15 protein-coding genes are annotated in these 21,288 nt (G+C 45.8%); 11 read left to right on the top strand and 4 right to left on the bottom strand.

Going from position 1 to position 21,288, the window contains the following annotated elements; genetic code table 11:
* The first annotated feature begins 486 nt into the window (after positions 1 to 486).
* The 7 genes from RH949_RS21685 (at position 487) to RH949_RS21655 (ending at position 10,633) form a co-directional block, all read left to right on the top strand.
* The gene (locus RH949_RS21685) at positions 487 to 2,214 is read left to right on the top strand and encodes a succinate dehydrogenase/fumarate reductase flavoprotein subunit (protein ID WP_006103981.1); all 1,728 of its coding nucleotides are present in this window, start codon (positions 487 to 489) and stop codon (positions 2,212 to 2,214) included.
* Between the two features lie 394 nt (positions 2,215 to 2,608).
* On the top strand, positions 2,609 to 3,376 hold the full coding sequence (locus tag RH949_RS21680) for a PEP-CTERM sorting domain-containing protein (RefSeq protein WP_446356051.1): 768 nt from the start codon (positions 2,609 to 2,611) through the stop codon (positions 3,374 to 3,376).
* 665 nt (positions 3,377 to 4,041) lie between these two features.
* Positions 4,042 to 5,652, top strand: a complete 1,611-nt coding sequence (locus tag RH949_RS21675) for an NAD(P)H-quinone oxidoreductase subunit 4 (protein WP_006103950.1) — start codon at positions 4,042 to 4,044, stop codon at positions 5,650 to 5,652.
* 152 nt (positions 5,653 to 5,804) lie between these two features.
* Complete coding sequence (locus RH949_RS21670; RefSeq protein ID WP_446356049.1) at positions 5,805 to 6,311, top strand: hypothetical protein; 507 nt, start codon at positions 5,805 to 5,807, stop codon at positions 6,309 to 6,311.
* 315 nt (positions 6,312 to 6,626) lie between these two features.
* Positions 6,627 to 7,850: an HlyD family secretion protein gene (locus tag RH949_RS21665; protein ID WP_006104009.1), complete on the top strand. Its 1,224-nt coding sequence runs from the start codon at positions 6,627 to 6,629 to the stop codon at positions 7,848 to 7,850.
* A 38-nt stretch (positions 7,851 to 7,888) separates the two neighbouring features.
* Positions 7,889 to 8,170, top strand: coding sequence for a hypothetical protein (locus RH949_RS21660; RefSeq protein ID WP_446356047.1), 282 nt, complete (start codon positions 7,889 to 7,891; stop codon positions 8,168 to 8,170).
* Between the two features lie 111 nt (positions 8,171 to 8,281).
* Positions 8,282 to 10,633 carry a glycosyltransferase gene (locus tag RH949_RS21655; protein ID WP_446356045.1) on the top strand — a complete coding sequence of 784 codons (2,352 nt, stop codon included), beginning with the start codon at positions 8,282 to 8,284 and terminating at the stop codon, positions 10,631 to 10,633.
* An 83-nt stretch (positions 10,634 to 10,716) separates the two neighbouring features.
* Here the strand turns inward: RH949_RS21655 and RH949_RS21650 are convergent, their stop codons facing one another.
* The 3 genes from RH949_RS21650 to RH949_RS21640 form a co-directional block, all read right to left on the bottom strand.
* Positions 10,717 to 12,381, bottom strand: a complete 1,665-nt coding sequence (locus tag RH949_RS21650; protein ID WP_446356043.1) for a 2-succinylbenzoate--CoA ligase — start codon at positions 12,379 to 12,381, stop codon at positions 10,717 to 10,719.
* 106 nt (positions 12,382 to 12,487) lie between these two features.
* Entirely contained in the window at positions 12,488 to 13,834 is a 1,347-nt protein-coding gene (locus RH949_RS21645; RefSeq protein ID WP_446356041.1) for a cytochrome P450, read from the bottom strand.
* 98 nt (positions 13,835 to 13,932) lie between these two features.
* Positions 13,933 to 14,892, bottom strand: coding sequence for an o-succinylbenzoate synthase (locus RH949_RS21640; protein ID WP_446356039.1), 960 nt, complete (start codon positions 14,890 to 14,892; stop codon positions 13,933 to 13,935).
* A 75-nt stretch (positions 14,893 to 14,967) separates the two neighbouring features.
* Here RH949_RS21640 and alr point away from each other — a divergent pair, with 75 nt between their 5' ends.
* The 4 genes from alr to RH949_RS21620 all read left to right on the top strand — a co-directional run bounded on the left by alr (position 14,968) and on the right by RH949_RS21620 (position 20,743).
* A complete protein-coding gene (gene alr, locus RH949_RS21635; protein WP_446356055.1) occupies positions 14,968 to 16,113 on the top strand; it encodes an alanine racemase in 1,146 nt (381 codons plus the stop codon).
* A gap of 319 nt (positions 16,114 to 16,432) precedes the next feature.
* Complete coding sequence (locus RH949_RS21630) at positions 16,433 to 16,768, top strand: hypothetical protein (RefSeq protein WP_446345811.1); 336 nt, start codon at positions 16,433 to 16,435, stop codon at positions 16,766 to 16,768.
* A 307-nt stretch (positions 16,769 to 17,075) separates the two neighbouring features.
* Positions 17,076 to 19,604, top strand: a complete 2,529-nt coding sequence (locus RH949_RS21625; protein ID WP_446356037.1) for a heavy metal translocating P-type ATPase — start codon at positions 17,076 to 17,078, stop codon at positions 19,602 to 19,604.
* Positions 19,605 to 20,308: 704 nt separating this feature from the next.
* A complete protein-coding gene (locus tag RH949_RS21620) occupies positions 20,309 to 20,743 on the top strand; it encodes an FHA domain-containing protein (RefSeq protein ID WP_006103925.1) in 435 nt (144 codons plus the stop codon).
* Between the two features lie 71 nt (positions 20,744 to 20,814).
* Here the strand turns inward: RH949_RS21620 and RH949_RS21615 are convergent, their stop codons facing one another.
* Positions 20,815 to 21,162 carry a hypothetical protein gene (locus RH949_RS21615; protein WP_006104062.1) on the bottom strand — a complete coding sequence of 116 codons (348 nt, stop codon included), beginning with the start codon at positions 21,160 to 21,162 and terminating at the stop codon, positions 20,815 to 20,817.
* Between the last annotated feature and the right edge of the window lie 126 nt (positions 21,163 to 21,288).

The raw sequence follows: 21,288 nt of genomic DNA, 5'->3' as shown, positions 1-21,288 counted from the left end.
ACCCCTGAGATTGACAACCTGCGTATCAACTCACGAATAACATCGGATTGAGTTCTTTCCGTTACTTGACAAAACTTGGCGAGGTGTTCATATTCTCTATTTGATACTCGTGTTGTTACCTGTTTCATAGTTGTCAATGTGCTTTCAATGTGCTACGATTGTAGCGTATAGGTTAAACAAAATTAAAAGCTAATCGCTTGCCTGTGCATTGAACCTTGACAACCACCGAATATGGGGTTCCGTCCAGAAACCGACTACTCGTAGTCGCATCTGTGGGCGGGTAAAATTCTAGCAGTACAGAGGTATGAACACATCTTTGTATTGTTCCGGCGCGGAGGGGCATCCCGTGTCGTTAATAAAGCCAAGAGTCTCCTAAGCTCTCTTCCGGATTGTCTTGGAAGCCTACACCATACTTGACTCAGTTGGTGTAGGAGTATGTCACTAATCAGTCAAGATAGATAACAGCAGAAATTCAATCGAGTTGAGATGCGAGAACACGATGTCATTATTGTCGGCGGTGGTTTAGCCGGGTGTCGGGCGGCGTTGGAAATTAAACGCACTGATCCGAAGCTGAATGTGGCGCTGGTTGCCAAAACCCATCCGATTCGTTCCCACTCCGTTGCGGCGCAAGGGGGAATGGCGGCGACGCTGAAAAATGTGGATGCGGAGGATACCTGGGAAGCCCACGCCTTTGATACGGTTAAGGGTTCGGATTATCTGGCGGATCAAGATGCGGTGGAAATCCTCACCCGCGAAGCCCCCGATGTGGTGATTGATTTAGAACATCTGGGGGTACTCTTTTCCCGCTTACCTGATGGTCGCATTGCCCAACGTGCTTTTGGGGGTCATTCCCATCGCCGTACCTGCTATGCTGCCGATAAAACGGGTCATGCGATTTTGCATGAACTGGTAAGTAATCTCCGCAAGAACGACGTGACGGTGTACGAAGAATGGTACGTCATGCGGCTGATTTTGGAAGATGGGCAGGCAAAAGGGGTGGTAATGTTTAACCTCCTGACGACTCACCTACAAGTGGTACGGGCAAAGGCGGTGATGTTTGCCACTGGGGGCTATGGACGGGTGTTTAATACCACCTCCAATGATTTTGCCTCAACGGGGGATGGTTTAGCCATGTCCGCGTTGGCTGGGGTGCCGTTGGAGGATATGGAGTTTGTCCAGTTTCATCCAACCGGGTTATATCCGGTGGGAGTGTTAATTTCCGAAGCGGTACGAGGTGAAGGGGCGTATCTAATTAATAGCGAAGGCGATCGCTTCATGGCAAATTATGCCCCCAGTAAAATGGAACTCGCCCCACGAGATATTACCTCACGCGCGATCGCATTAGAAATTCGTGCGGGTCGCGGGGTGCATCCAGATGGGAATCCTGGAGGTCCTTGTGTCTATCTGGATTTGCGACACATGGGCAAGGAAAAGATCATGAGTCGGATTCCCTTCTGTTGGGAAGAAGCCCACCGACTGGTTGGCGTTGATGCCGTATACGAACCGATGCCCGTGCGTCCTACCGCCCATTATTCCATGGGTGGCATTCCCGTCAATACCGATGGACAGGTGCGAAGTGGACCCGATGGATTGGTTGAAGGGTTTTTTGCCGCCGGGGAATCCGCTTGTGTCTCAGTTCACGGTGCCAATCGCTTGGGGAGTAATTCCCTGCTAGAATGCGTGGTTTACGGCAAACGAACCGGGGCTGCGATCGCGCAATATATTCAAAACCGCAAATTACCCGACATTGATGAGCAAGTCTACCTCAATGCTGCTCAAAATAAGATTAATGCCTTGCTGGGTCAATCCGGAAGCCTACGCATCGGTCAACTGCGTCAAAACTTCCAAGACTGTATGACTCAATACTGTGGTGTCTTCCGCACCGAGGCATTAATGCAGGAAGGATTAAATCAACTGCAACAGTTGAAACAGCAGTATCAAAATATCTATTTAGATGACAAAGGAAGCTGCTGGAATACGGAATTAATCGAAGCGTTGGAACTGCGGAATCTCATGGTGGTTGGGGAAATCATTCTCACCTCTGCCCTAAATCGCCAAGAAAGTCGCGGTGCCCATTCTCGCGAGGATTATCCCCAACGGGATGATACCAACTTCTTGAAGCATACCTTGGCGTACTATTCCTCAGCCGGAATTGATTTGCAGTATAAATCGGTGGCGATGACCCGATTTGAACCCCAAGAACGCAAGTATTAAGCAATTCTGGCTCCCCTCTCCTCATTCTCCCCTTACTAAGGAGGAAACGTTCCCTCCCCTTGATCAGGGGAGGGTTAGGGAGAGGTTGCGTCAAACTATTGCGTTCTGGCAAGAGCTTAAGTTGACACCAATGAAGGCTTGCGCCTCTCAAAACCGTAAAATCTATTCCACCATTTTAGCGATGCCACGCCAGTGGTAGCGTGACGCTTACAACTTATAATTTATTAACATTTTTTGACTGTTTACCTAAGCTAATCATTAAGAAAATATGCAGTTCACTAAGAAAAGTATAATGATATATTTTAGTATAACATTTCTGAATTAACTCTGCTCAAAGAATTAAACTACTTGGCAGTAGATATAAAAATAATCTCCACATTACTTGGAGGTTGCCATGAATTTAATACGCAACAAGCTGATTACCACAAGTTTAGCTGTAGGAGCATCTGTCATTAGTTTTGGCGTGCTATCCCAACCAGCATCTGCGGTCAACGTAACCTTTGTCAAGGAGGGAGGGAATCCCCCCGATGGCTGGACTAACTTGAACTGGACATTAGAAGGCAGAGCTGGTAAAGAACCAGGTGACTGGGAGTTTGCCACCAAAGAAGATGATGGTAATCCAATAGAGCAATTGGAATGGGAATGGCAAAACCAGGAAGAGGTTCCCTGGACGTTGGAGTGGGATGGAAATACGGTTTCCTTTAACATTCAGGATCAAACTATTTCATATTACCAGGCGACTCCACCTGCAACATCCTTTGATGGATTCTATCTCTGGACAAGAACCACAACCAGCGATGGGAAAGTCGCTCCGGGTACTAAAATGTTCTTGGAAGTCGATGCGGTTAACGGAATTGATATTGATCCAGTTTCAAGTTCCGCTATTGCGCCTGAACCAGATGGTCAAAATATCACGAAAAACTATTTTTCCAGCGATACCCAAATTAGTACTCTTTCTGGTATTGCCACGATGAGTTGGTCGGATGGAGCGCCTAACCCTAACCTGGCGGCAGCTCGTTCCCTAGTCGGCTTGAAAATTGAAGGGTTTTCTACCTCATCCACGCCTGTACCTGAACCCTTGACTCTACTTGGTTCGGCTACAGCCCTAGGTTTTGGAGCATTGTTTAAACGACAATATTCAAAACAACACAAATCCGGTTAAACCATTCAAAACATCTACCTTGAGAAACTAAGGCAGCAAATTATCTGGCGTGATTGCTGTTGTAGGGGGAAGTTGTTTTGCCCCTCCGGAGAACAGAAAACCTGCCTCTACCTTGGGAAGGGGCGGGTTTGATTTAACATTATCATCTAATAACAAAACGAAAGTCCATAAACCCGCCCCTACAAACCATGCTCAACGGGCGCTCATACTTGCGCCTGATTACAATGGTCAAATCTAATCCACAATTTTAGCTGTGTCAGTCAACTACTGGCGTGACCCACCTAAAATAAAGCTTTGTTTGTAGTGAGAACTTTAGTTCTCTAACGTCTAGCTCGACAGGGCTGAAGCCCTCACTACGAACCCAATCTATTGCACCAAATTAGCTGTGTCAGTCAACTACGCTCACATCCCCAATCAGCAATTAAGCCAATATCCTTCAGGATAATGGATGGGCGATCAGTAACCAAGGATTTAACTATTGACAATAGTGTTGCAGTGTGGTAATAGCTTCACTCAGAGCCGCTCCTCAATCTGAGTTGAAGAGAAGCTTACATTAGTCCTGTTTATCGTGAAGATTTGGTATGCTTGTGCTTCTCCTCTTCTCAAACCTTTACGAAACTTAATACAATGTAACCAACATTAACGATAAGCATATATCCTTAGTCATGATTGGCAGTCAGATTCCCTGGATAACGACGATTATTCTATTGCCGCTACTGGCGTCTCTAGCGATTCCTCTGATCCCTGACAAAGAAGGTAAAACCGTCCGCTGGTATGCCCTAGGGGTTGGCATGGCAAACTTCCTCCTCACCATCCATGCCTTTTGGCGTCACTACGATTTACAAAACTCTCAGTTCCAACTCCAAGAAACCTATTCCTGGATTCCCCAATTGGGCTTAAACTGGTCAGTCGGAGTCGATGGACTTTCTATGCCCTTAATTGTGTTATCGGGCTTCGTCACTACCCTCGCTATTCTGGCATCTTGGAAAGTCAACCGTAAGCCTCGTCTGTTTTATGTCTTGATGCTGGTGATGTATAGCGCCCAGATTGGCGTATTCGCAGCTCAGGACTTACTATTATTCTTCTTAATGTGGGAATTAGAACTGATTCCCGTGTATCTGCTGATTTCCATCTGGGGTGGAGAAAAGCGCCTCTATGCCGCGACTAAGTTTATTCTTTATACAGCAGCAGGTTCTATCTTCATTCTCGTCGCCGCATTAGCAATGGCATTCTACGGCGACACCGTTACCTTTGATATGCAACAGCTAGCCCAGAAGCATTACCCGATTGGGATGGAATTGGCGGTATATGCAGGGTTCTTAATTGCTTACGGCGTAAAATTACCGATTTTTCCCTTACATACCTGGTTACCCGATGCTCACTCTCAAGCCTCTGCCCCTGTCTCAATGATTTTAGCGGGTGTGTTGCTGAAGATGGGGGGTTACGGATTGATCCGGATGAATATGGAAATGTTGCCTGATGCCCATATTCGCTTTGCCCCGGTACTGGCTGTTTTAGGTGTCGTCAATATTATCTACGGGGCGTTGACTGCCTTTGCTCAAGATAACCTGAAACGGCGCTTGGCGTATTCTTCTATTTCCCACATGGGATTTGTCCTAGTTGGTATTGCCTCCTTCACGGCATTAGGTACAAATGGCGCAATGCTACAAATGATCTCTCATGGATTAATTGCCGCCGCGTTATTCTTCCTGTCGGGTGTAACTTATGATCGCACCCATACCCTGGCAATGGAAAATATGGGCGGTATGGCAAAACAAATGCCTAAAGTATTTGCCCTGTTTACGGCTGGTGCTATGGCATCTTTAGCATTACCGGGAATGAGTGGGTTTGTGGGAGAATTGTCTATCTTCCTCGGCATGTCTACTAGCGATGCCTATAACTCATCCTTTAAAGTAGTAATGGTACTGTTAGCCGCCGTGGGATTAATCCTCACTCCCATCTATCTACTCTCCATGCTGCGTCAGGTGTTCTATGGCACAGCTAAGGCGGAATTGGCGATGGATAATTATTTTGGAGATGCCAACCCACGGGAAATATTTATCGCCCTGTGCTTGTTAATTCCCATCGTCGGCATTGGTTTATATCCGAAGGTTGCTACCCAAACCTATGATGTCAAAACCGTGGCGGTAACGGCTCAAGTGCGTCAAGTTTTGCCAGTCGTTGCACAAGAACGGACAAACCTGTATTCTGGTAAATTCAACGCACCATCCCTACCCAAAGCCAAAGCCCAACCTTTGCTGGGTATACTTGAATAAGTTGACTCTCCAGATTATCAGGTCAACTCGCATTTACGAAACAAGTAGGGGCACGGCACTGCCGTGCCCTTACCTATGTGTTATGTGTGTTATGTAAAGGTAGTAGACTCGCACCAAGAAAAAAGTATCTTTTTAGACAACGTGGTATCAGGATGGATCAGATACAGGCAGAAATTGAGGCAATTCGCTCCCAACTCGAGGCACTACGTCACGAACGGGATACTCTAACCAATCAGGAGGTTCAACCGGAGAATAATTCACCCAAAGCGATCGCGGCGGCTTATCGTCATCAAGCGAGGGTAGCCGCAGAGGTTTCCGCCGAAGTCCAAGGAATTGATAATGCGATCGCGGCGTTGCAGACGCAGTTAGAGCAAAAACATCAACAGCTACAGCCTCTCGCCAAACCCAAGCAACCCTTAACCTTCGCTGATGAGGTAGAGATCGCCACTCAACAGGCTTATGATCATGCCAATCGGATTAACGAACTCGCCACTGAACTGGTGGAAGAACTTAGGGCTTTAAAATCGATCGCCAATGATATGAGTTCCAGCTATTGGCAGTTGCATCACAAGCCATTTATTACCGGGTTTAAGGGTACGTCTGTTCCCTATCTGCGAGCAGATCAGGGGGTTTTAATGATTGGCAAAATCATTATTTAGGGCTTGCTGCACAACTCCAAAATCCTTTTTATGTAGTCTATTTGCTCCGGAAAAATTTAGCTGAAAAATAAAAATTATGGTAATTTTGAAGATTTGTTAAAGTTGATTTTATTTAACAAAACTAATGCTAAATTAATAATCAAGGAACTTACAAAAAAGGAATACGTCGCCATCGGATTTGATCTAAACGCCGCAAATCCCCGACAAGCTTTCTAGATTTTCTAGTTCACTTTCTAGTGCAGGAAATCCAAAAGCAGTTTGAAGTCTGGAAGTAAAAATCCAGATAAATCCAGGTACAACCGATGAGATTGTAGCATGAGTAGCACTCAAGACTATCCAGCACAAACTTCCCCAAGGTCATGGTTAGCCAATATCCTAATTATCTTAGCGGGTGCAGGGTTGATTTATTGGTCGTTTCGTTTACTACAAACCCGATTAACGTCGGTGATTAGTCGCGATGCTATCATTAATGGCGTTCTCATTGAACTCAAAGCTCCCGCTGCAGGAGAAGTATCAAAACTCGCCGTTGAAACCGGAGAAGTAGCGACGAAAGATAAAGTTTTACTGGCACTGAAGAATGAACGAGTGAGTCAACTTGAAGTTCAGGAAATTACCAGCCGAATTAATGAGCAAAAAGCTGAAATCGAACGCGCTAAAGCTCAGTTATCTCGGCAGCTAGCCCTGGTAAAAATATTGGAAATAGACCATCAAAACCAATCGAATTTACAAGTCCGTGAGGCTAAACAATCAGTGGCACAAGTCCAATCAGATTTACAAGCCGCTCAAGCGCGTTATCAGCTTGCTCAAGTTAACTATAAACGCACAGCATTTTTGACCAATGAAGGGGCATTACCAAAAGCTGAACTGGATACAGTTAAGTTAGAAATGCAGGAAAGCAAAGCGGAGATAAATCGCTTGAATGCTCGCTTAGAAGCTGCCCGTGCGGAGGAAAAAGCGGCTCTTGTGGGTTTATCATTAGATCGAAGTAGCAGTAACTATGATCCGAAAATACGCTTACAAGAACTACTGTTAGATATCGCAGATCAACAGAAAATCATTCAAACGCTACAGCAAACCGTTAAAGATGCTCAAGCCGAATTAGCCCAAGCTCAAGCTGATATGCAGCGACAACAAACGGTAGAGGTAAAAACACCAACCACGGGTGTTATTTGGCGTCTCAATACTCAAAAAGGTCAGTTTGTGGAAGAAGGAGACACTCTAGGAAATGTAGTGGATTGTGGGCGACGCTGGGTTGATGTTTACGTAGAAGAACGCGCCTTGCGATCGCTCCAACCCGGTACACCCGCCACAATTGAACTCTATGGCTCGAAATCTCAGGTGTTTCAAGGAAAAGTCAGTTTAGTGCGATCGGGTTTAGGGCGACTCGCCGTCGGGGAAGATGTGGCGATTCCCCTCACCCCAAATTTGCCTCGCGATAGCCAGGTGCGCGTTGAACTAGCTCCCGATACAGATAAAGGTGAACCCAATCTTTTCTGCTATGTCGGGTATACCGCCCGAGTCAGTTTTCAAGTTAAATAAAATCAACAGACTTACCCTTTTATAACCCATCAGTTGCCATGAAAAATAATCTCAACGAACCCAAATCCTTACCGAAAACTAAAACCAAAACTCATATCTACCCCTGGGCTTGGACAATGTTCGTCAGTAGCGTAATTCTCTTTATCGGTTCAGTATTTTTCAGTACTGTGACTAGCACTGGACCCGCATTATTTTCAACAGAGGAGTCATCCAAAGATAATCCGGAAGCCCATTCTTTTCCTGGAGAACCTGGAATCCACCCTGACAGCGATTTGCTTAATTCTCCGCAGAAAAATTTTCTGATACAAAGGTTTGAGTAGAAAGAAACCCAAATAAATGGAGTGGATTCTTGTTTTTGAATCTCAAGTTTACTTTACACTAATACAAGTGGGTCGCCTCTACAGGTTGTTAAAAGAATATGAATAACACCAATGCTGCGGAAAAAACGTCAACCCACCTCCTCAACTAAACCGAAGACCAAAGGTTTAATTTCCCCTTGGGCTTGGGCAATCTTTATCGCTGGAATCGTGCTATTTTTCGGCACAGTCTTTAGCGGCAATTGGACTAGCAACAGTCCCACCTTTTTTTCTCCAGAACAGTTGCGTCCAGATGTTCGCCCTTCTCTCCTTTCAACTTCACCATCCAGTAGAGGAATTATTCCGTCAATTCCCTCCGATGAAACCCAAAAATCTAACTCATTAGTCGCGCCATTACATCCATTCCCTAACCGCTCTCTCCCGGAATTTATTCAGCCGCCGGGACAACCTTGGAACCTGTTATTTCCGACGATTGTTGTTGCCTACATCTGTTTGCTGCTGCGCTTTATTCCCTCCAATAATTGGACTCGTTTAATTGTCAAGGGTATTCTCTTGATATTAATGACGCGCTATTTTATTTGGCGCACCATCGCTACGCTCAATTTTGATCATTTGGCAACTGCTACCTTTAGTCTCCTGATTTACTTTATTGAATCACTAGGTATTCTCTCGTTCATCCTTCATATTCCCCAAAGTGTTTGGTCAAATGCCAAACAACGCAGCGCCCAAGCTGATCGCTATTCTCAGGATATACTCTCTGGCAAATACCAACCCTCCGTAGACGTTTTTGTTCCTACATATAACGAACCCGAATCTGTGGTAAGTCGCACAGTGATTGGTTGTCAAGCGATGGACTATGCCAATAAAAAAGTTTACATTCTCGACGATACTCGCCGTCCCAATATCCGCGCCCTGGCTAAGGAATTGGGGTGTGAATATATTACGCGCCCGGATAATCAACATGCAAAAGCTGGTAATCTCAATAGTGCCTTACCCAAAACTCAGGGAGAACTGATTGCGATTATGGATGCTGATTTTGTGCCATTCAAAAACTTTTTGACGCGCACGGTTGGCTTTTTTCTGCAGCCAAAGATTGCCCTAGTTCAGACACCGCAAGCTTTTTATAATCCTGATCATCATGCTCGAAATTTAGGAGTTGATCATATTTTGTATGATGATTTAGCTAACTTTTTTGGTTTTAGTTTATCCTGTCGAGATGTTACCAATAGCGTGCTTTGTTGCGGTACATCTTATGTAGTCAGGCGAATGGCATTGGAAGAGGTGGGTGGATATAACACAATTTGTCTGGCAGAAGATTCTCCTACCTCTACAACTATGTTAACTCTTGGCTGGCGCTTGATTTATTTGAATGAAGTGCTTTCAATGGGAGAATCAACCCGCACCTATGTGGATTTTCTTAAACAACGAACGCGCTGGCATCACAGTAATTATCAGATATTTTGCTGCGGGGATAAGATACCCATTTGGTCTACAATGAATTGGTTACAAAAAAGCTATTTTTTTACTTTTTTCCTGGGGACATTCGATCCCCTATTTCGGACAGTCTTCATGTTTACTCCCTTAATGAGCCTAATTTTAGGTATTTCTCCCATTGTTTCTACAACCCCGGAAATGATCTATTATTTTTTGCCCTGGATATTACTAATGGCTGGGAGTACAGGTTGGGCAACAGAATATTGTGGTTCGTTCTTTTGGAATGAAGTTTACCAAACTATCCTTTGCTTTCCTACCTTAAAGTGCCTGATATTTGCGATTCGTGATCCTTTTGGTTTAGCATTTAAGGTCACCCGTAAAGGGGTGAAAGCAGAAACGAAAAATTACAATCTCAATCAAACCTGGCCCCTGCTAGTTGGGGTAATATTGATGATTGCTGTCCTCTGTCTCCATCTGGTGGGTTATCACTGGGGGGTGTGGCAAACCGCAGCGTCTTCTGAATTTGCCATGATCTTTCTGTTGCTGATCTACAATATCATCATTATGAGTATCGCTTTTCTCGCCGCGATCGACCAGCCAGAGTGCCGAGGGATGGATCGATTTCCGTTGCGTACAGGTTGTACGCTTAGAGTTGGTGATTTCTCTAATCCTAACCATTCAATTTCCCGTGTTTATGAAGGATATACGGTTGACCTTTCTGAAGGTGGCGCGAGAATTATTTTGATAACCGATAATGTGGTGATAGAGAATGAACCCATTTCTCTAGAATTGCCCGATTATCATTTTTCTGTAACCGCAAACTTGCGCGGCTACACTGTCAACAGAAATAATACTGAAGTCACCTTAAAATTTGTCAACGTCACCACTCAAAAAAATCGACAATTAGTCGAGATACTTTATACAGATATGACGTGGTGGAAACGGAGTAAGAGACCCGGTAATTTAGATGTATTAATCGCGATGCTGGCATCTTTGTTGACTCTTAGACCTCTACGGAGTAAATATAATTGAGGCGGGTAAGCTGTCATGCATTTAATTTTGACTGACATTAAGATTTAAATGAATGGATTTTAAAGATAAAGGTTGGTGAATTTTTAAGCCATAGGTAAAAATTCTAAAGCCGTTGTTTTCACAGATTCATAATTTACCTTTCCTTGCTCATTGCGGGGTAATTGTTCAACAGGAACCCAATATTTAGGCTGCTTAAACCTACTTAACTGATTGACCAGCGCGGCTTTTAAACTATCCACAGAAACGTCCGATGCGCGAGGAACGTAAACCGCTGTAACGGCTTGACCCCAATAATTATGCGGTATGCCAATCACACACACATCACGCACTAATTGGGTGGCTAAAATAGCCGCCTCGACTTCGGCTGGGAAAATATTTTCACCTCCACTAATGATTTTATGACTGTGCCGTCCGACAATAGTTAGATATCCCTGATCATCAAAAAATCCCAAATCATCGGATTGCAGCGTTGGAATTTTATCAGGCGTTGCATGACTATTAGGGATTGGTGATTGGGGATTGGGGAAGTGTAGAGATACGCCATTATTCCTCTGTAGGGGCGAGGTTTGAAAATTCGCGCCAGTGGTTGACGATAACGTTTCCTCAACACCCGCCCTGATTGGGACATGGTTTTGAGTTAACTCTCCATCTTCCTTATCTCCTGAAGAATAGTAACCCAATGCCAAAGACTCTGCTGCAATCGTGACAATTCCAATTTGATTTGTCCCCAAAAATTCCCCGGTTGTACTGCAAATGGTAACGTGGGCGTGAGGGAGAACTTGACCGCAACTATTATTCCCCGCTAAAAATGCGTCCGGTTTCAGAGTAACCACTTGAGACGCCGTTTCCGTCATTCCATAAGTTGGCGCTAAACGAATACCCTGTTGTCTCGCCTCAGTTAAGAGAGACTCATAAGCTGGCGCACCACCTAACAAAACCGTGTGAAACTGGGATAACCAATTTGCTGCATTCGCCCGGAGTAAGCGTTGTAACTGAGTGGGAACTAGGGAAATAAAAAAATCTCTGGGGTCAATATCTCGTCCTTTCCCCGCCACCACCTCTTTAAAGGGTAGACTAGCAAACTGTCCTCCTGTGGTTAGCGATCGCAGAAATTGCATTAACCCACTCACATGATACACAGGCAAGACACAGAATGAGTTCACTGGCTTTTGGTCAAAATACTGATGAAACCCTCGCACCGACGCCATTAAAGTATCCCAACTGTGCATCACGAAGCGAATCTTACCAGAGGAACCCCCTGTAGGAATCATTATTTTAGGGTTCGTAGTAAGCACTTTAGTGCTATCAGCGTTCGTAGTAGGCACTTTAGTGCTATCAGCGCTAAAGCGCTGACTACAAACGCCCAATTCAGTGACACCCATTGTCGGTTCCGTCTTGACTATCCCTTGTCCCTTATTTTTGACAAATGACTCTTGACGAATCACCGGTGACAAATCTCCCCAAATTAAATCGGGTTGAACTAATGCTAAAACCTGCTGCCATTCCGGTTGTGTCCAGTTGGGATTGCCCAAAACTACTGAACAATCGGCAGCAATAGCGGCGCTCAATGCAGCAAGGAATCGCCAAGGGTTAGATTCAGCCAAAATAATCTTAGTAACGGTTTGACCTAGAGACAAATTATAAAATTGAGCAAATAATTTATGATTTATTTCTTGGAATTGCTTATTGTCAAAACCAATGAGCCAATCATTATTTCGCTGTTTTATATCGATTAAAATAGAATTCATTTCCTTAAACCCACCCAAATAAAATCTTAGGACGGGTTGCGCATTCTAGTTAGGAAGAAAAACAAAATTAATCCCTAAACCCGCCCCTACAAATACCCTGGTTCCCCTATCTCTTACCTTGCATAATTAACCTTACACCCGTGCTAGGCGCTAAGGTTACGCTCCGTCGCTGAGGTTGCTCAGGTTGCTGCTGTGCTAGAGTTAGTTGATACTGAGAGGCAATTTTGGCAAGGACTAATTTCATTTCAAAGAATGCCAAAGCTTCACCAATACAGCGACGTATCCCACCGCCGAAGGGGAAAAACTCATAGGGAGAAAACTTGCGTTCTAAAAAGCGTTCTGGCTTAAATTGATGAGATTCTGGATATAAATCCTGGCGATGATGAGTTAAATAAATACAGCCATAAACTCGGGTTCCCGGTTGTAGTTGATATCCCATCAATTCAACAGGTTCTTTCACGGCTCTCGGTACAGTTAAGACAGCCACAGGATAAATCCGCAAGCTTTCCTGGCACACGGCTGTGAGATACGATAAACGAGCAATGTCCACAGGGTCTGCTTGTTGACCCAGAGAATCCAATTCCTGCAACAGCTTGTTCTGCACATCAGGCGATCGATAAACCCAATACAAAGCCCACGCGATCGCAGTAGCGGTAGTTTCGTGACCGGCTACTAATAAAGTAAACAATTCATCATGCAATTCTTCATCTGTCATGGGTTGACCTTCTTCATCCTGTGCCGATAACAGTAGGGTGAGAATATCTGAACCCGAAGAGTCTTTCTGTTGACGGCGCTCTCGAATTTCCGCATAGATTAGCTGACTCACTTGCTGCTTTAAGCGACGAAACGCACCCCAAGGTGTCCAATCTTTCTGTAGGGCTGGAAAAAAAAGTAATCCTGATGTGAAGGGAGATTTAAATTGATCCATCATGCTAGCAATTAGCCCTTTCAGTTGACCAAATCGCTCTGGATCATGAATGCCAAAAACAGAATTTAAGATAACTTCTAAAGAAATTTCTTGAGCTAGAGAACGAGCCACAAAGATTTGACCGGGACGCACCTGCTGCATTACCTTATCCGTTAGGTCACAGATAAGTTGCCCATAAGTTTGGATGTGTTCGCCGTGAAACGGTGGCATTAAGAGTTTGCGTTCCCGACGATGGGGATTGCCTTCTAGCACAAATATTGAATGATCTCCAACAATTGGCTGCAAAAGCCTATCTGGAGGAGCTGTAAATTGCTTGGTATCGTTGGTGAAAATCTGTTGTAAGGCTTGGGGATGACTGACAAACAACATACAGGAATGATTGCTAATAACAGGCGCATTGAAAATATCACCATATTGTTGTCCTGCTGCATCCATGTAATCCAGCGGCTTAGTAATCCACTGAATTTTTTGCCACCATTTGGGGGCTTTTGGTCCTTCGGGTTGTTTAGTTTTGACTTGAATCATAAGCTGTTGAGCCGTTGAATTTTGATTCTAAATTTCTCAAAGGGAATAGAGAATAGGCAACAGGCAATAGGGAATACAGAATTGAAATGCACATCCACTTAGACAAACCAGTGATTAACTCCAAACCCAACTGCCCGATGGGGATGAGATAATTCTACAGCTAAATTGAGAACCGCTTGTCTGGCGATCGCACTTTCAAAGACGGAGGAGAAAACCACGTCGATATCGTGGGCTTGACAAAATTGTCGGAGTTGTGTAGGAGATCCGGCGATCGCCGCTTTAATCACAAAGATTCCTCGCCATCCCTGCTGGTAACAGGTTTTGAGTTGGTTCAACGTAGCAACGGATTCATCAAGGGCGATCGCTGTTTTATACTGATCTTGGATTGCCCTGAGTGCGGCAAATTCCTCTGGTGGCAAGGGTTGTTCCAGAAACTCGACAATTCCCACCTGATCCGCCACCTGCAACCACTGTTGAGCTTGATGCTGTGTAAGTCCCCCATTCGCATCTAAGCGTAATTGAGCCGATTCAGGTAAGATTTGAACCAATTGTTCAAACCACCTCAGTTCCGACTCCATAGAGGTTACACCAATTTTCCATTTAAACGTGCGATCGCCCTGTTGCCAACCTTGCTGCCAAGAGGTTAACGCGGCTTCCCCAGTGGGCAAAAGATAACTGTATTTCAGCGACGAATTGGGTAACAACGAACTTGTTTTTTCCGTTTCAATACGACTCTCTCCCTCATCTTCCCCATTACTTGTGACTAACCCATCCCACGCTGACTCAAAGCCAAACTGACAGGCGGGAAATTCAGCCGGAATCGAGAAAATATCGGTTGACGTAATCTGAGACGGGAACTGCTGACAAACGGTTAGGGCTTGTTCTAAGGTTTCAGAACCAAACCAAGGAAGTGGGGCAATTTCTCCCCAACCCACTCGCCCCTTTTCATCCACCAAACGCAGGATAATCCCCTCGCGTACTTTCCAGATGCCATGATGAGTGGTTAGGGGATGTCGAAATTGGCGCTGGTAAGGATTAAACTCAAAACGATACGTCACCGGAAACCTGTTTAATACTCAATAGTGATAGAGGAGTGGAGGAAAATGCAAGAACTCATCCCCACCAATGGGTTTATGCCCAACTTATGGGAAGTCTCTGGCGGATTAACGGAACGCGCTTGGGTAGAAATCGATCGCGCGGCACTTGCCCATAACCTAAACCAATTAAAACAGCTTTTGTCTGCCAAAACCCAACTCATGGCGGTGGTGAAAGCAGACGCCTACGGACATGGTGCCACAATGGTTGCCCAAACCGCACTCGCCACAGGTGCTTATGGATTATGTGTCGCCACAGTAGAAGAAGGTATTCAACTGCGAGAAGCCGGAATTGACGCGCCCATCGTGATTTTAGGCGCAACCAATACCCCCGAACAAGTGCGTGCGATCGCGCATTGGTATTTACAACCCACTATCTGTACACCCCAACAGGCTTTAGTTTTTTCGGATACCCTAAGTCGTTGTCAAACACCCTTATCGGTTCATCTCAACATCGATACTGGGATGTCTCGCTTGGGAATGTCTTGGCAACAAGCCACAGAGTTTGTGCAATTAGTCCAGCGATTACCCCATTTAAAACTAGCCAGTGTCTATTCCCATTTAGCCACAGCAGATAGTCCAGATCCCACCGTGATGAGACTACAGCATCAGCGGTTTGAAGCGGCTATTGCCCAACTTCACGCGGCGAATATCGTCCCACCCTGCTTACACTTAGCTAACTCCGCCGCCACGTTAACTGACCCCGCTTTGCATTACGATTGGGTTCGAGTCGGATTAGCGATTTATGGACTCTATCCCGCACCACATTTACACCCAAAAGTCAACCTAAAACCCGTCATGCAAGTCAAAACGCGGGTCACTCAAGTGAAAACAATACCGGCGGGGATGGGGGTGAGTTATGGATATACATTCAGGACACAAAAACAGCTACGTCTAGCGGTAGTGGGTATCGGTTACGCCGATGGCGTTCCCCGGAATCTCTCGAATAAAATGACCGGATTAATTCGGGGTCAAAGGGTGTCCCAAATTGGGGCGATTACCATGGATCAACTGATGTTTGATGTGAGTAATATTCCCGATTTACAGGTTGGTGAAATCGTCACCCTAATTGGACGAGACGGGGACAGGCAAATCTCTGCGGATGACTGGGCGATATCGTTAAACACAATATCCTGGGAAATCATTTGTGGCTTTAAGCACCGACTCCCGCGTGTGGTGATTTAAAAGAACGGGTCTTCCGTAGTTAGTGTGCTAAATTGTTAGTTTGATTTGCCGGAATAATTCATCATTTTGTCATTATCAAAGCTATATTTAGTATCTGTTGTAAGAAGGGTTAACGCCATAAAGCTGAGATAAATATGAGTAAAGATTCTGTGAACCTAAATTGGCTTATGCCTTCGACAACGCAACAAATACTTATATAGCATCCGCCAAATAGCGCAATAGTCTTAGCAGCTATTGCTGAGGTAATCACTCACCTGAATCAGCTAGTTTAGAGGTGAAAAGACCCAGAAAGCGAAAACTATAACAAAGGAGTAATCAAATGGACGAAGCTGTTAGAAAAATTGCGGCACTAGGATTCCCAGGAATTATTCTCCTGATTGCAATGGCTACCACGGGTTTTACAGGAGCAGCGGCAATCACAGCCGCCTTAGCAATGCTCGGACCAGGAGGAATGATTGGAGGCATCATGTTCCTTGGAGTCATAGGTATAGCTACCGATGCCTTATCTAAGTTTGGGCTGGAAGCTTTACTGGTGGGCGTATATCAAGATCGTCAGGAAAAGGGAGAAACCTTAGAGGCTCTTACAAAGGAGATTAGTGGACTATTTATTTCTGATGACTTGAAGCGCAAACTAAAAGAAGAGCTTGGCTGTTAAGCAGGCGACTTAAGACGAATGGCACGCTCCTCATATTCTGGTGGGCAATGCCCACCCTACGGAATATCAATGGTTTTGGCGATCCGAAAATGCTTATTTAACTGCCACCGGATCGGGAAAAACATAACGCCTCCCTATCCCATCAAAAACACACCTCAAACCTCCAACCGATCATCGGCATTGTCATCAAAATATGATATTGGCTAGTGGCAGAGCGCATTGGCAAAATAATCCTTATCATTAAAGAGACGTATTAACAAAACTCAGCATTCAGGCATCGCAACGCCTATCGGTATTAAAAACATCTATGCAAATTTCTCCCGAAAAAGCCGTCGATATCCCCACCCCAACCATTGAGCAAATGACGCTAGATGTTGGGGGAATGAAATGTGCAGGCTGTGTCAGTGCGGTAGAACGACAGCTAAAACAGCAACCCGGAGTTATTTCCGCCCAGGTCAACTTGGTTACAGAAGTGGCTGTGGTTGAGTATGAAGTCAGTCAGGCTGATCCCGCCACCCTAGCGGAAAAATTAACCGCAACCGGGTTTCCCTCCCAACCCCGTTACTCCCAAGCCGGGGAAACCTCAGAAGAACGCCTCACCCCGACTCAACGCCATGAACAAGAGGCAAGGGAACAACTGCAGCAATTAATAATTGCTAGTGTCCTAGTTATTCTCTCGACCATTGGACATATTGGTCATTGGTTTAATGGACCCATGTTACCCGTGTTTAGCACCATCTGGTTTCACTGGGGATTGGCAACCTTAGCCCTGCTAGGACCTGGGCGTCCAATTATCAGCGATGGCTGGCGGGGATTGCGGCATCAAACCCCGAATATGAATACCTTGGTAGGATTGGGAACCTTGGCGGCTTATGGGGCGAGCTGTGCCGCATTATTGTTTCCTCAATTGGGCTGGGAATGCTTCTTTGATGAACCCGTGATGTTACTTGGCTTTATCCTGCTAGGACGTACCTTGGAACAACGGGCAAGGCGTCAGGCATCAGCGGCTTATGAATCATTATTGGCACTGAAACCCAAGGTAGCCCGGTTAATTGGTAAATCCACCCCCACAGCCACAGAACTGGGGATCGAGATTCCTGTCGAACAAGTTCGCGTGGGCGAGTGGTTGCGGGTTTTGCCGGGAGAAAAAATACCCGTTGATGGGGAAGTGGTGACGGGTCAGTCGTCGGTGGATGAGTCAATGTTGACGGGGGAACCCTTACCTGTTCTCAAGCAACCTGGTGATCCGGTTACGGCTGGCACCTTAAATCAATCCGGTGCGATCGCCATTCAAGCCACACGCATTGGACAGGAAACCACATTAGCGCAAATTGTCGCCCTGGTGGAAGAGGCGCAAACCCGGAAAGCACCGGTGCAGAATTTAGCCGATAAAGTCGCCGGGTATTTTACGTATGGGGTATTGACAATCGCCACCTTCACCTTTCTATTTTGGGAGCTGGTGGGGACAAAAATCTGGACTCAGGTTTTAGGGGAAGGAGACTCCCTGATCGGTGATTCAACCTCACCCTTACTATTGAGCTTAAAATTAGCGATCGCGGTATTAGTGATTGCCTGTCCCTGTGCCTTGGGATTGGCAACCCCGACAGCGATTCTAGTCGGCACCAGCTTAGGGGCAGAACGGGGCTTACTGATTAAGGGAGGTGACATCTTAGAACGAGTCCATCAACTCGATACCATCGTCTTTGACAAAACAGGCACTCTCACCCAAGGAAAACCCACCGTAACCGATTGTCTGTTTGTTGGAGAATGGGCAGAGGAAGATGGGGAGACGGGGGGTACAGGAGCCGAGGTGTACAGTGAAAGCTCGGTCAGGGCGGGTTTTGAACAAAGCTTATCCTCAATAGCTGGCGCGAATTTCCTAAACCCGCCCCTACAGACGAATAATGGCATATCTGGTAACTCAAAACTCCTTCAACTTGCCGCCGCAGCCGAAAGAGGCACAACTCATCCCCTCGGAGAAGCGATTTGTACAGCAGCAGCACAACAAGAGTTACCTCTATTAGCCGCTAAGGATTTTTATACCGAAGCCGGACTAGGAATATCTGCCCTAGTGGACAATCAATCGGTATTACTGGGGAATGAAGATTGGTTACGTCAGCAAGGCGTGACTATTAGTGATACCACCCAAGCCCAAGCCCAAACCTTAGCGGCTGTCGGGAAAACCGTGGTGTATTTAGCCGTAGATGGAGAATTGGCTGGACTCATTGCCCTAACCGATTTACCCAAACCCGATGCCAAAACCACCGTAGAACAGCTACAGGCGATGGGACTGCGGGTGATGCTGCTAACCGGAGATCAACCCAATGCCGCCGTGAAAGTGGCGCAACACCTTGCCATTGATCCAGCCAACGTTATGGCAGGTATCCGTCCCGATGGCAAAGCCGCCGCGATCGCCCAACTGCAAACCCAGGGAAACTGCATCGCCATGGTTGGAGATGGAATTAACGATGGTCCAGCCTTAGCCCAAGCTGATGTTGGTATCGCCCTGCAAGCTGGCACAGATGTTGCCCGGGAAACGGCGGGGATTATTCTTATGCAACCAAGCGCTAACAGTCCTCAAGCTGGCGGCTTGCTGGATATTGTCCAGGCGATTCAACTGTCTCGCGCTACCTTTAACAAAATTCGCCAAAATCTCTTCTGGGCGTTGGGATATAACACGTTGGGTATTCCCGTAGCGGCTGGTGTACTGCTACCCGGATTTGGTATCGCTCTCAATCCGGCTGTAGCTGGCGCACTGATGGCATTTAGTTCAGTGACTGTAGTTAGCAACTCTCTGCTATTGCGTCGAGGTTGGAACTCTGACAACGGGGTGTAGAGTGTGGGGTTTGGGGTCTTGGTAAAATACTCATCCTTTATCCCGCATCATCAGGCAAGACTGGGAAAATTCACACCCGTTCGTTCAATGGGTCCTAACCTTTATGTAGTATGTAGTAGAATACAAAGTAATGGTGGTGTCTGGATGATTCTTTTCAAGTCTCGCTTACCAAGCGGCGAAGGCTGGTAAATCTTAGGTTATCACCCGCTTTCCTCCCCGCCCATGTTAAGCATGGACTTTCTGCGGAGCAGGACAAAGTCCGGTATCCAGCGGGAAAGTAGGGTGAACATGATAGCCAAATTGAGAAAGTTTTATCGGTACGAATTTACAGCCTACTTGTGGGATCTTCTAAACCGGGAGTGTAACGCAGCTATTAAGATCACCAGAGAGGAGTTATTACATAGTCCTCATGATAAAAGCCGGAAGCACTGCCAATTAGCAGAACCCCAAAGGAAGCCTACAGGCTCTCCAGGAGGGTCAGTGTAAAAAAATGTCACAAAATTGTAACATTAGAGTCTATGCCATGATCTGCATTAATGCTTATGATGATTGAATGGGGGGAAGACCAAGTTGAAGGTCGGCAATTCGGTCATTTCTTCTTGATACGTTAAGGAAAGATTATTAAGCAGTTTGCTAATGTAAGAAAGCATAGACACAGCGACAGTGAATTAACTGCACTCTCTATCCCTATTTTTCGATGTTCAATGCCTGCAAAATCCAATCAAAACCATCTGTTAATTATTGAAGACGAAAAAGGACGCAAGGAATATACCTTGGAGGAACCCGTCTATTCTATAGGCAGAGATCCGGATGTGGATATTCGTTTGTTCTCACAATTTGTATCTCGCCGACACGCCACCTTAGTGCGGCGAGAACGAGAGGACGGCAGTCTCTACTACCGCATTGTCGATGGTAACCTCAAAGGTAAAGCCAGCGCCAACGGACTCGTAATTAACGGTCGTAAACTTCAAGCCCACGATCTTGAAGATGAGGACGAAGTCGTCTTCGGTCCTCAAGTTAGTGCCAAATATTACATACTCAAGCGAGACTCTGTTCCCACTGGACCTCCCGATGAGTTTGATATCACCCTGATTAGCCCAAATATGATGGGGGGAGATCCAGATGACTGGACACCCTGATTATTAGCCCAACTATGATCAGGGAAATCCAGAGGATTGAAACCAGAGGATTGAAACAAAACCAGAGGATGTCAACCAGCAACACTTTCTAAGAGTTGCCAATGGCGGTTTTGGGCAACCGCCTCTTGAACTTCATAAAACTTATCGTGACAGTGGTTGTCTACCTGTAAGGGCAACTCTTCATTTTTGATCACGAAATTCATGCGAATTTCCTGATCGGTAGCCATCGATTTGTCAATCAAGACTTCCACTGTCACGAGTTTGGCAAAGGCAACATGACCGGGGATCTCCCGTGCCATGATATAGTCTCCCGTATCATAAATAATGTCGAAATCGCAGGATTGTAAAACCTCAATCAACGATGGCTGAAGGTGATCGGGAGAAACTGCAACCGTAAATGAACAAGTGTAGCGAGCCATATTTAACCCTTGGCGTCAGATAGCTAGATCATTACATAAGATCTATCCAAAGCAACCCACAAGTGGGCATCTGGAGGTACTTACTTCCTGCTTCACTCTGGCTGTGACAGCACTGAACACCTCGAC

This window comes from Coleofasciculus sp. A1-SPW-01 (assembly GCF_040217205.1).
GTDB classification, from domain to species: Bacteria; Cyanobacteriota; Cyanobacteriia; order Cyanobacteriales; family Coleofasciculaceae; genus Coleofasciculus; species Coleofasciculus chthonoplastes_A.
The sequence above is the reverse complement of the archived record's forward strand: the minus strand, read 5'-3'. Positions and strand labels throughout refer to the sequence as shown.

What these genes read in the sequence shown, in the direction of transcription:
- RH949_RS21650 (WP_446356043.1), bottom strand. Translation starts at nt 12,381, where the DNA reads ATGAATTCTATTTTAATCGATATAAAACAGCGAAATAATGATTGGCTC.
- RH949_RS21615 (WP_006104062.1), bottom strand. Translation starts at nt 21,162, where the DNA reads ATGGCTCGCTACACTTGTTCATTTACGGTTGCAGTTTCTCCCGATCAC.
- RH949_RS21625 (WP_446356037.1), top strand. Translation starts at nt 17,076, where the DNA reads ATGCAAATTTCTCCCGAAAAAGCCGTCGATATCCCCACCCCAACCATT.
- RH949_RS21670 (WP_446356049.1), top strand. Translation starts at nt 5,805, where the DNA reads ATGGATCAGATACAGGCAGAAATTGAGGCAATTCGCTCCCAACTCGAG.
- RH949_RS21630 (WP_446345811.1), top strand. Translation starts at nt 16,433, where the DNA reads ATGGACGAAGCTGTTAGAAAAATTGCGGCACTAGGATTCCCAGGAATT.
- RH949_RS21680 (WP_446356051.1), top strand. Translation starts at nt 2,609, where the DNA reads ATGAATTTAATACGCAACAAGCTGATTACCACAAGTTTAGCTGTAGGA.
- RH949_RS21675 (WP_006103950.1), top strand. Translation starts at nt 4,042, where the DNA reads ATGATTGGCAGTCAGATTCCCTGGATAACGACGATTATTCTATTGCCG.
- RH949_RS21645 (WP_446356041.1), bottom strand. Translation starts at nt 13,834, where the DNA reads ATGATTCAAGTCAAAACTAAACAACCCGAAGGACCAAAAGCCCCCAAA.
- RH949_RS21660 (WP_446356047.1), top strand. Translation starts at nt 7,889, where the DNA reads ATGAAAAATAATCTCAACGAACCCAAATCCTTACCGAAAACTAAAACC.
- RH949_RS21655 (WP_446356045.1), top strand. Translation starts at nt 8,282, where the DNA reads ATGCTGCGGAAAAAACGTCAACCCACCTCCTCAACTAAACCGAAGACC.
- RH949_RS21620 (WP_006103925.1), top strand. Translation starts at nt 20,309, where the DNA reads ATGCCTGCAAAATCCAATCAAAACCATCTGTTAATTATTGAAGACGAA.
- RH949_RS21665 (WP_006104009.1), top strand. Translation starts at nt 6,627, where the DNA reads ATGAGTAGCACTCAAGACTATCCAGCACAAACTTCCCCAAGGTCATGG.
- alr (WP_446356055.1), top strand. Translation starts at nt 14,968, where the DNA reads ATGCCCAACTTATGGGAAGTCTCTGGCGGATTAACGGAACGCGCTTGG.
- RH949_RS21685 (WP_006103981.1), top strand. Translation starts at nt 487, where the DNA reads ATGCGAGAACACGATGTCATTATTGTCGGCGGTGGTTTAGCCGGGTGT.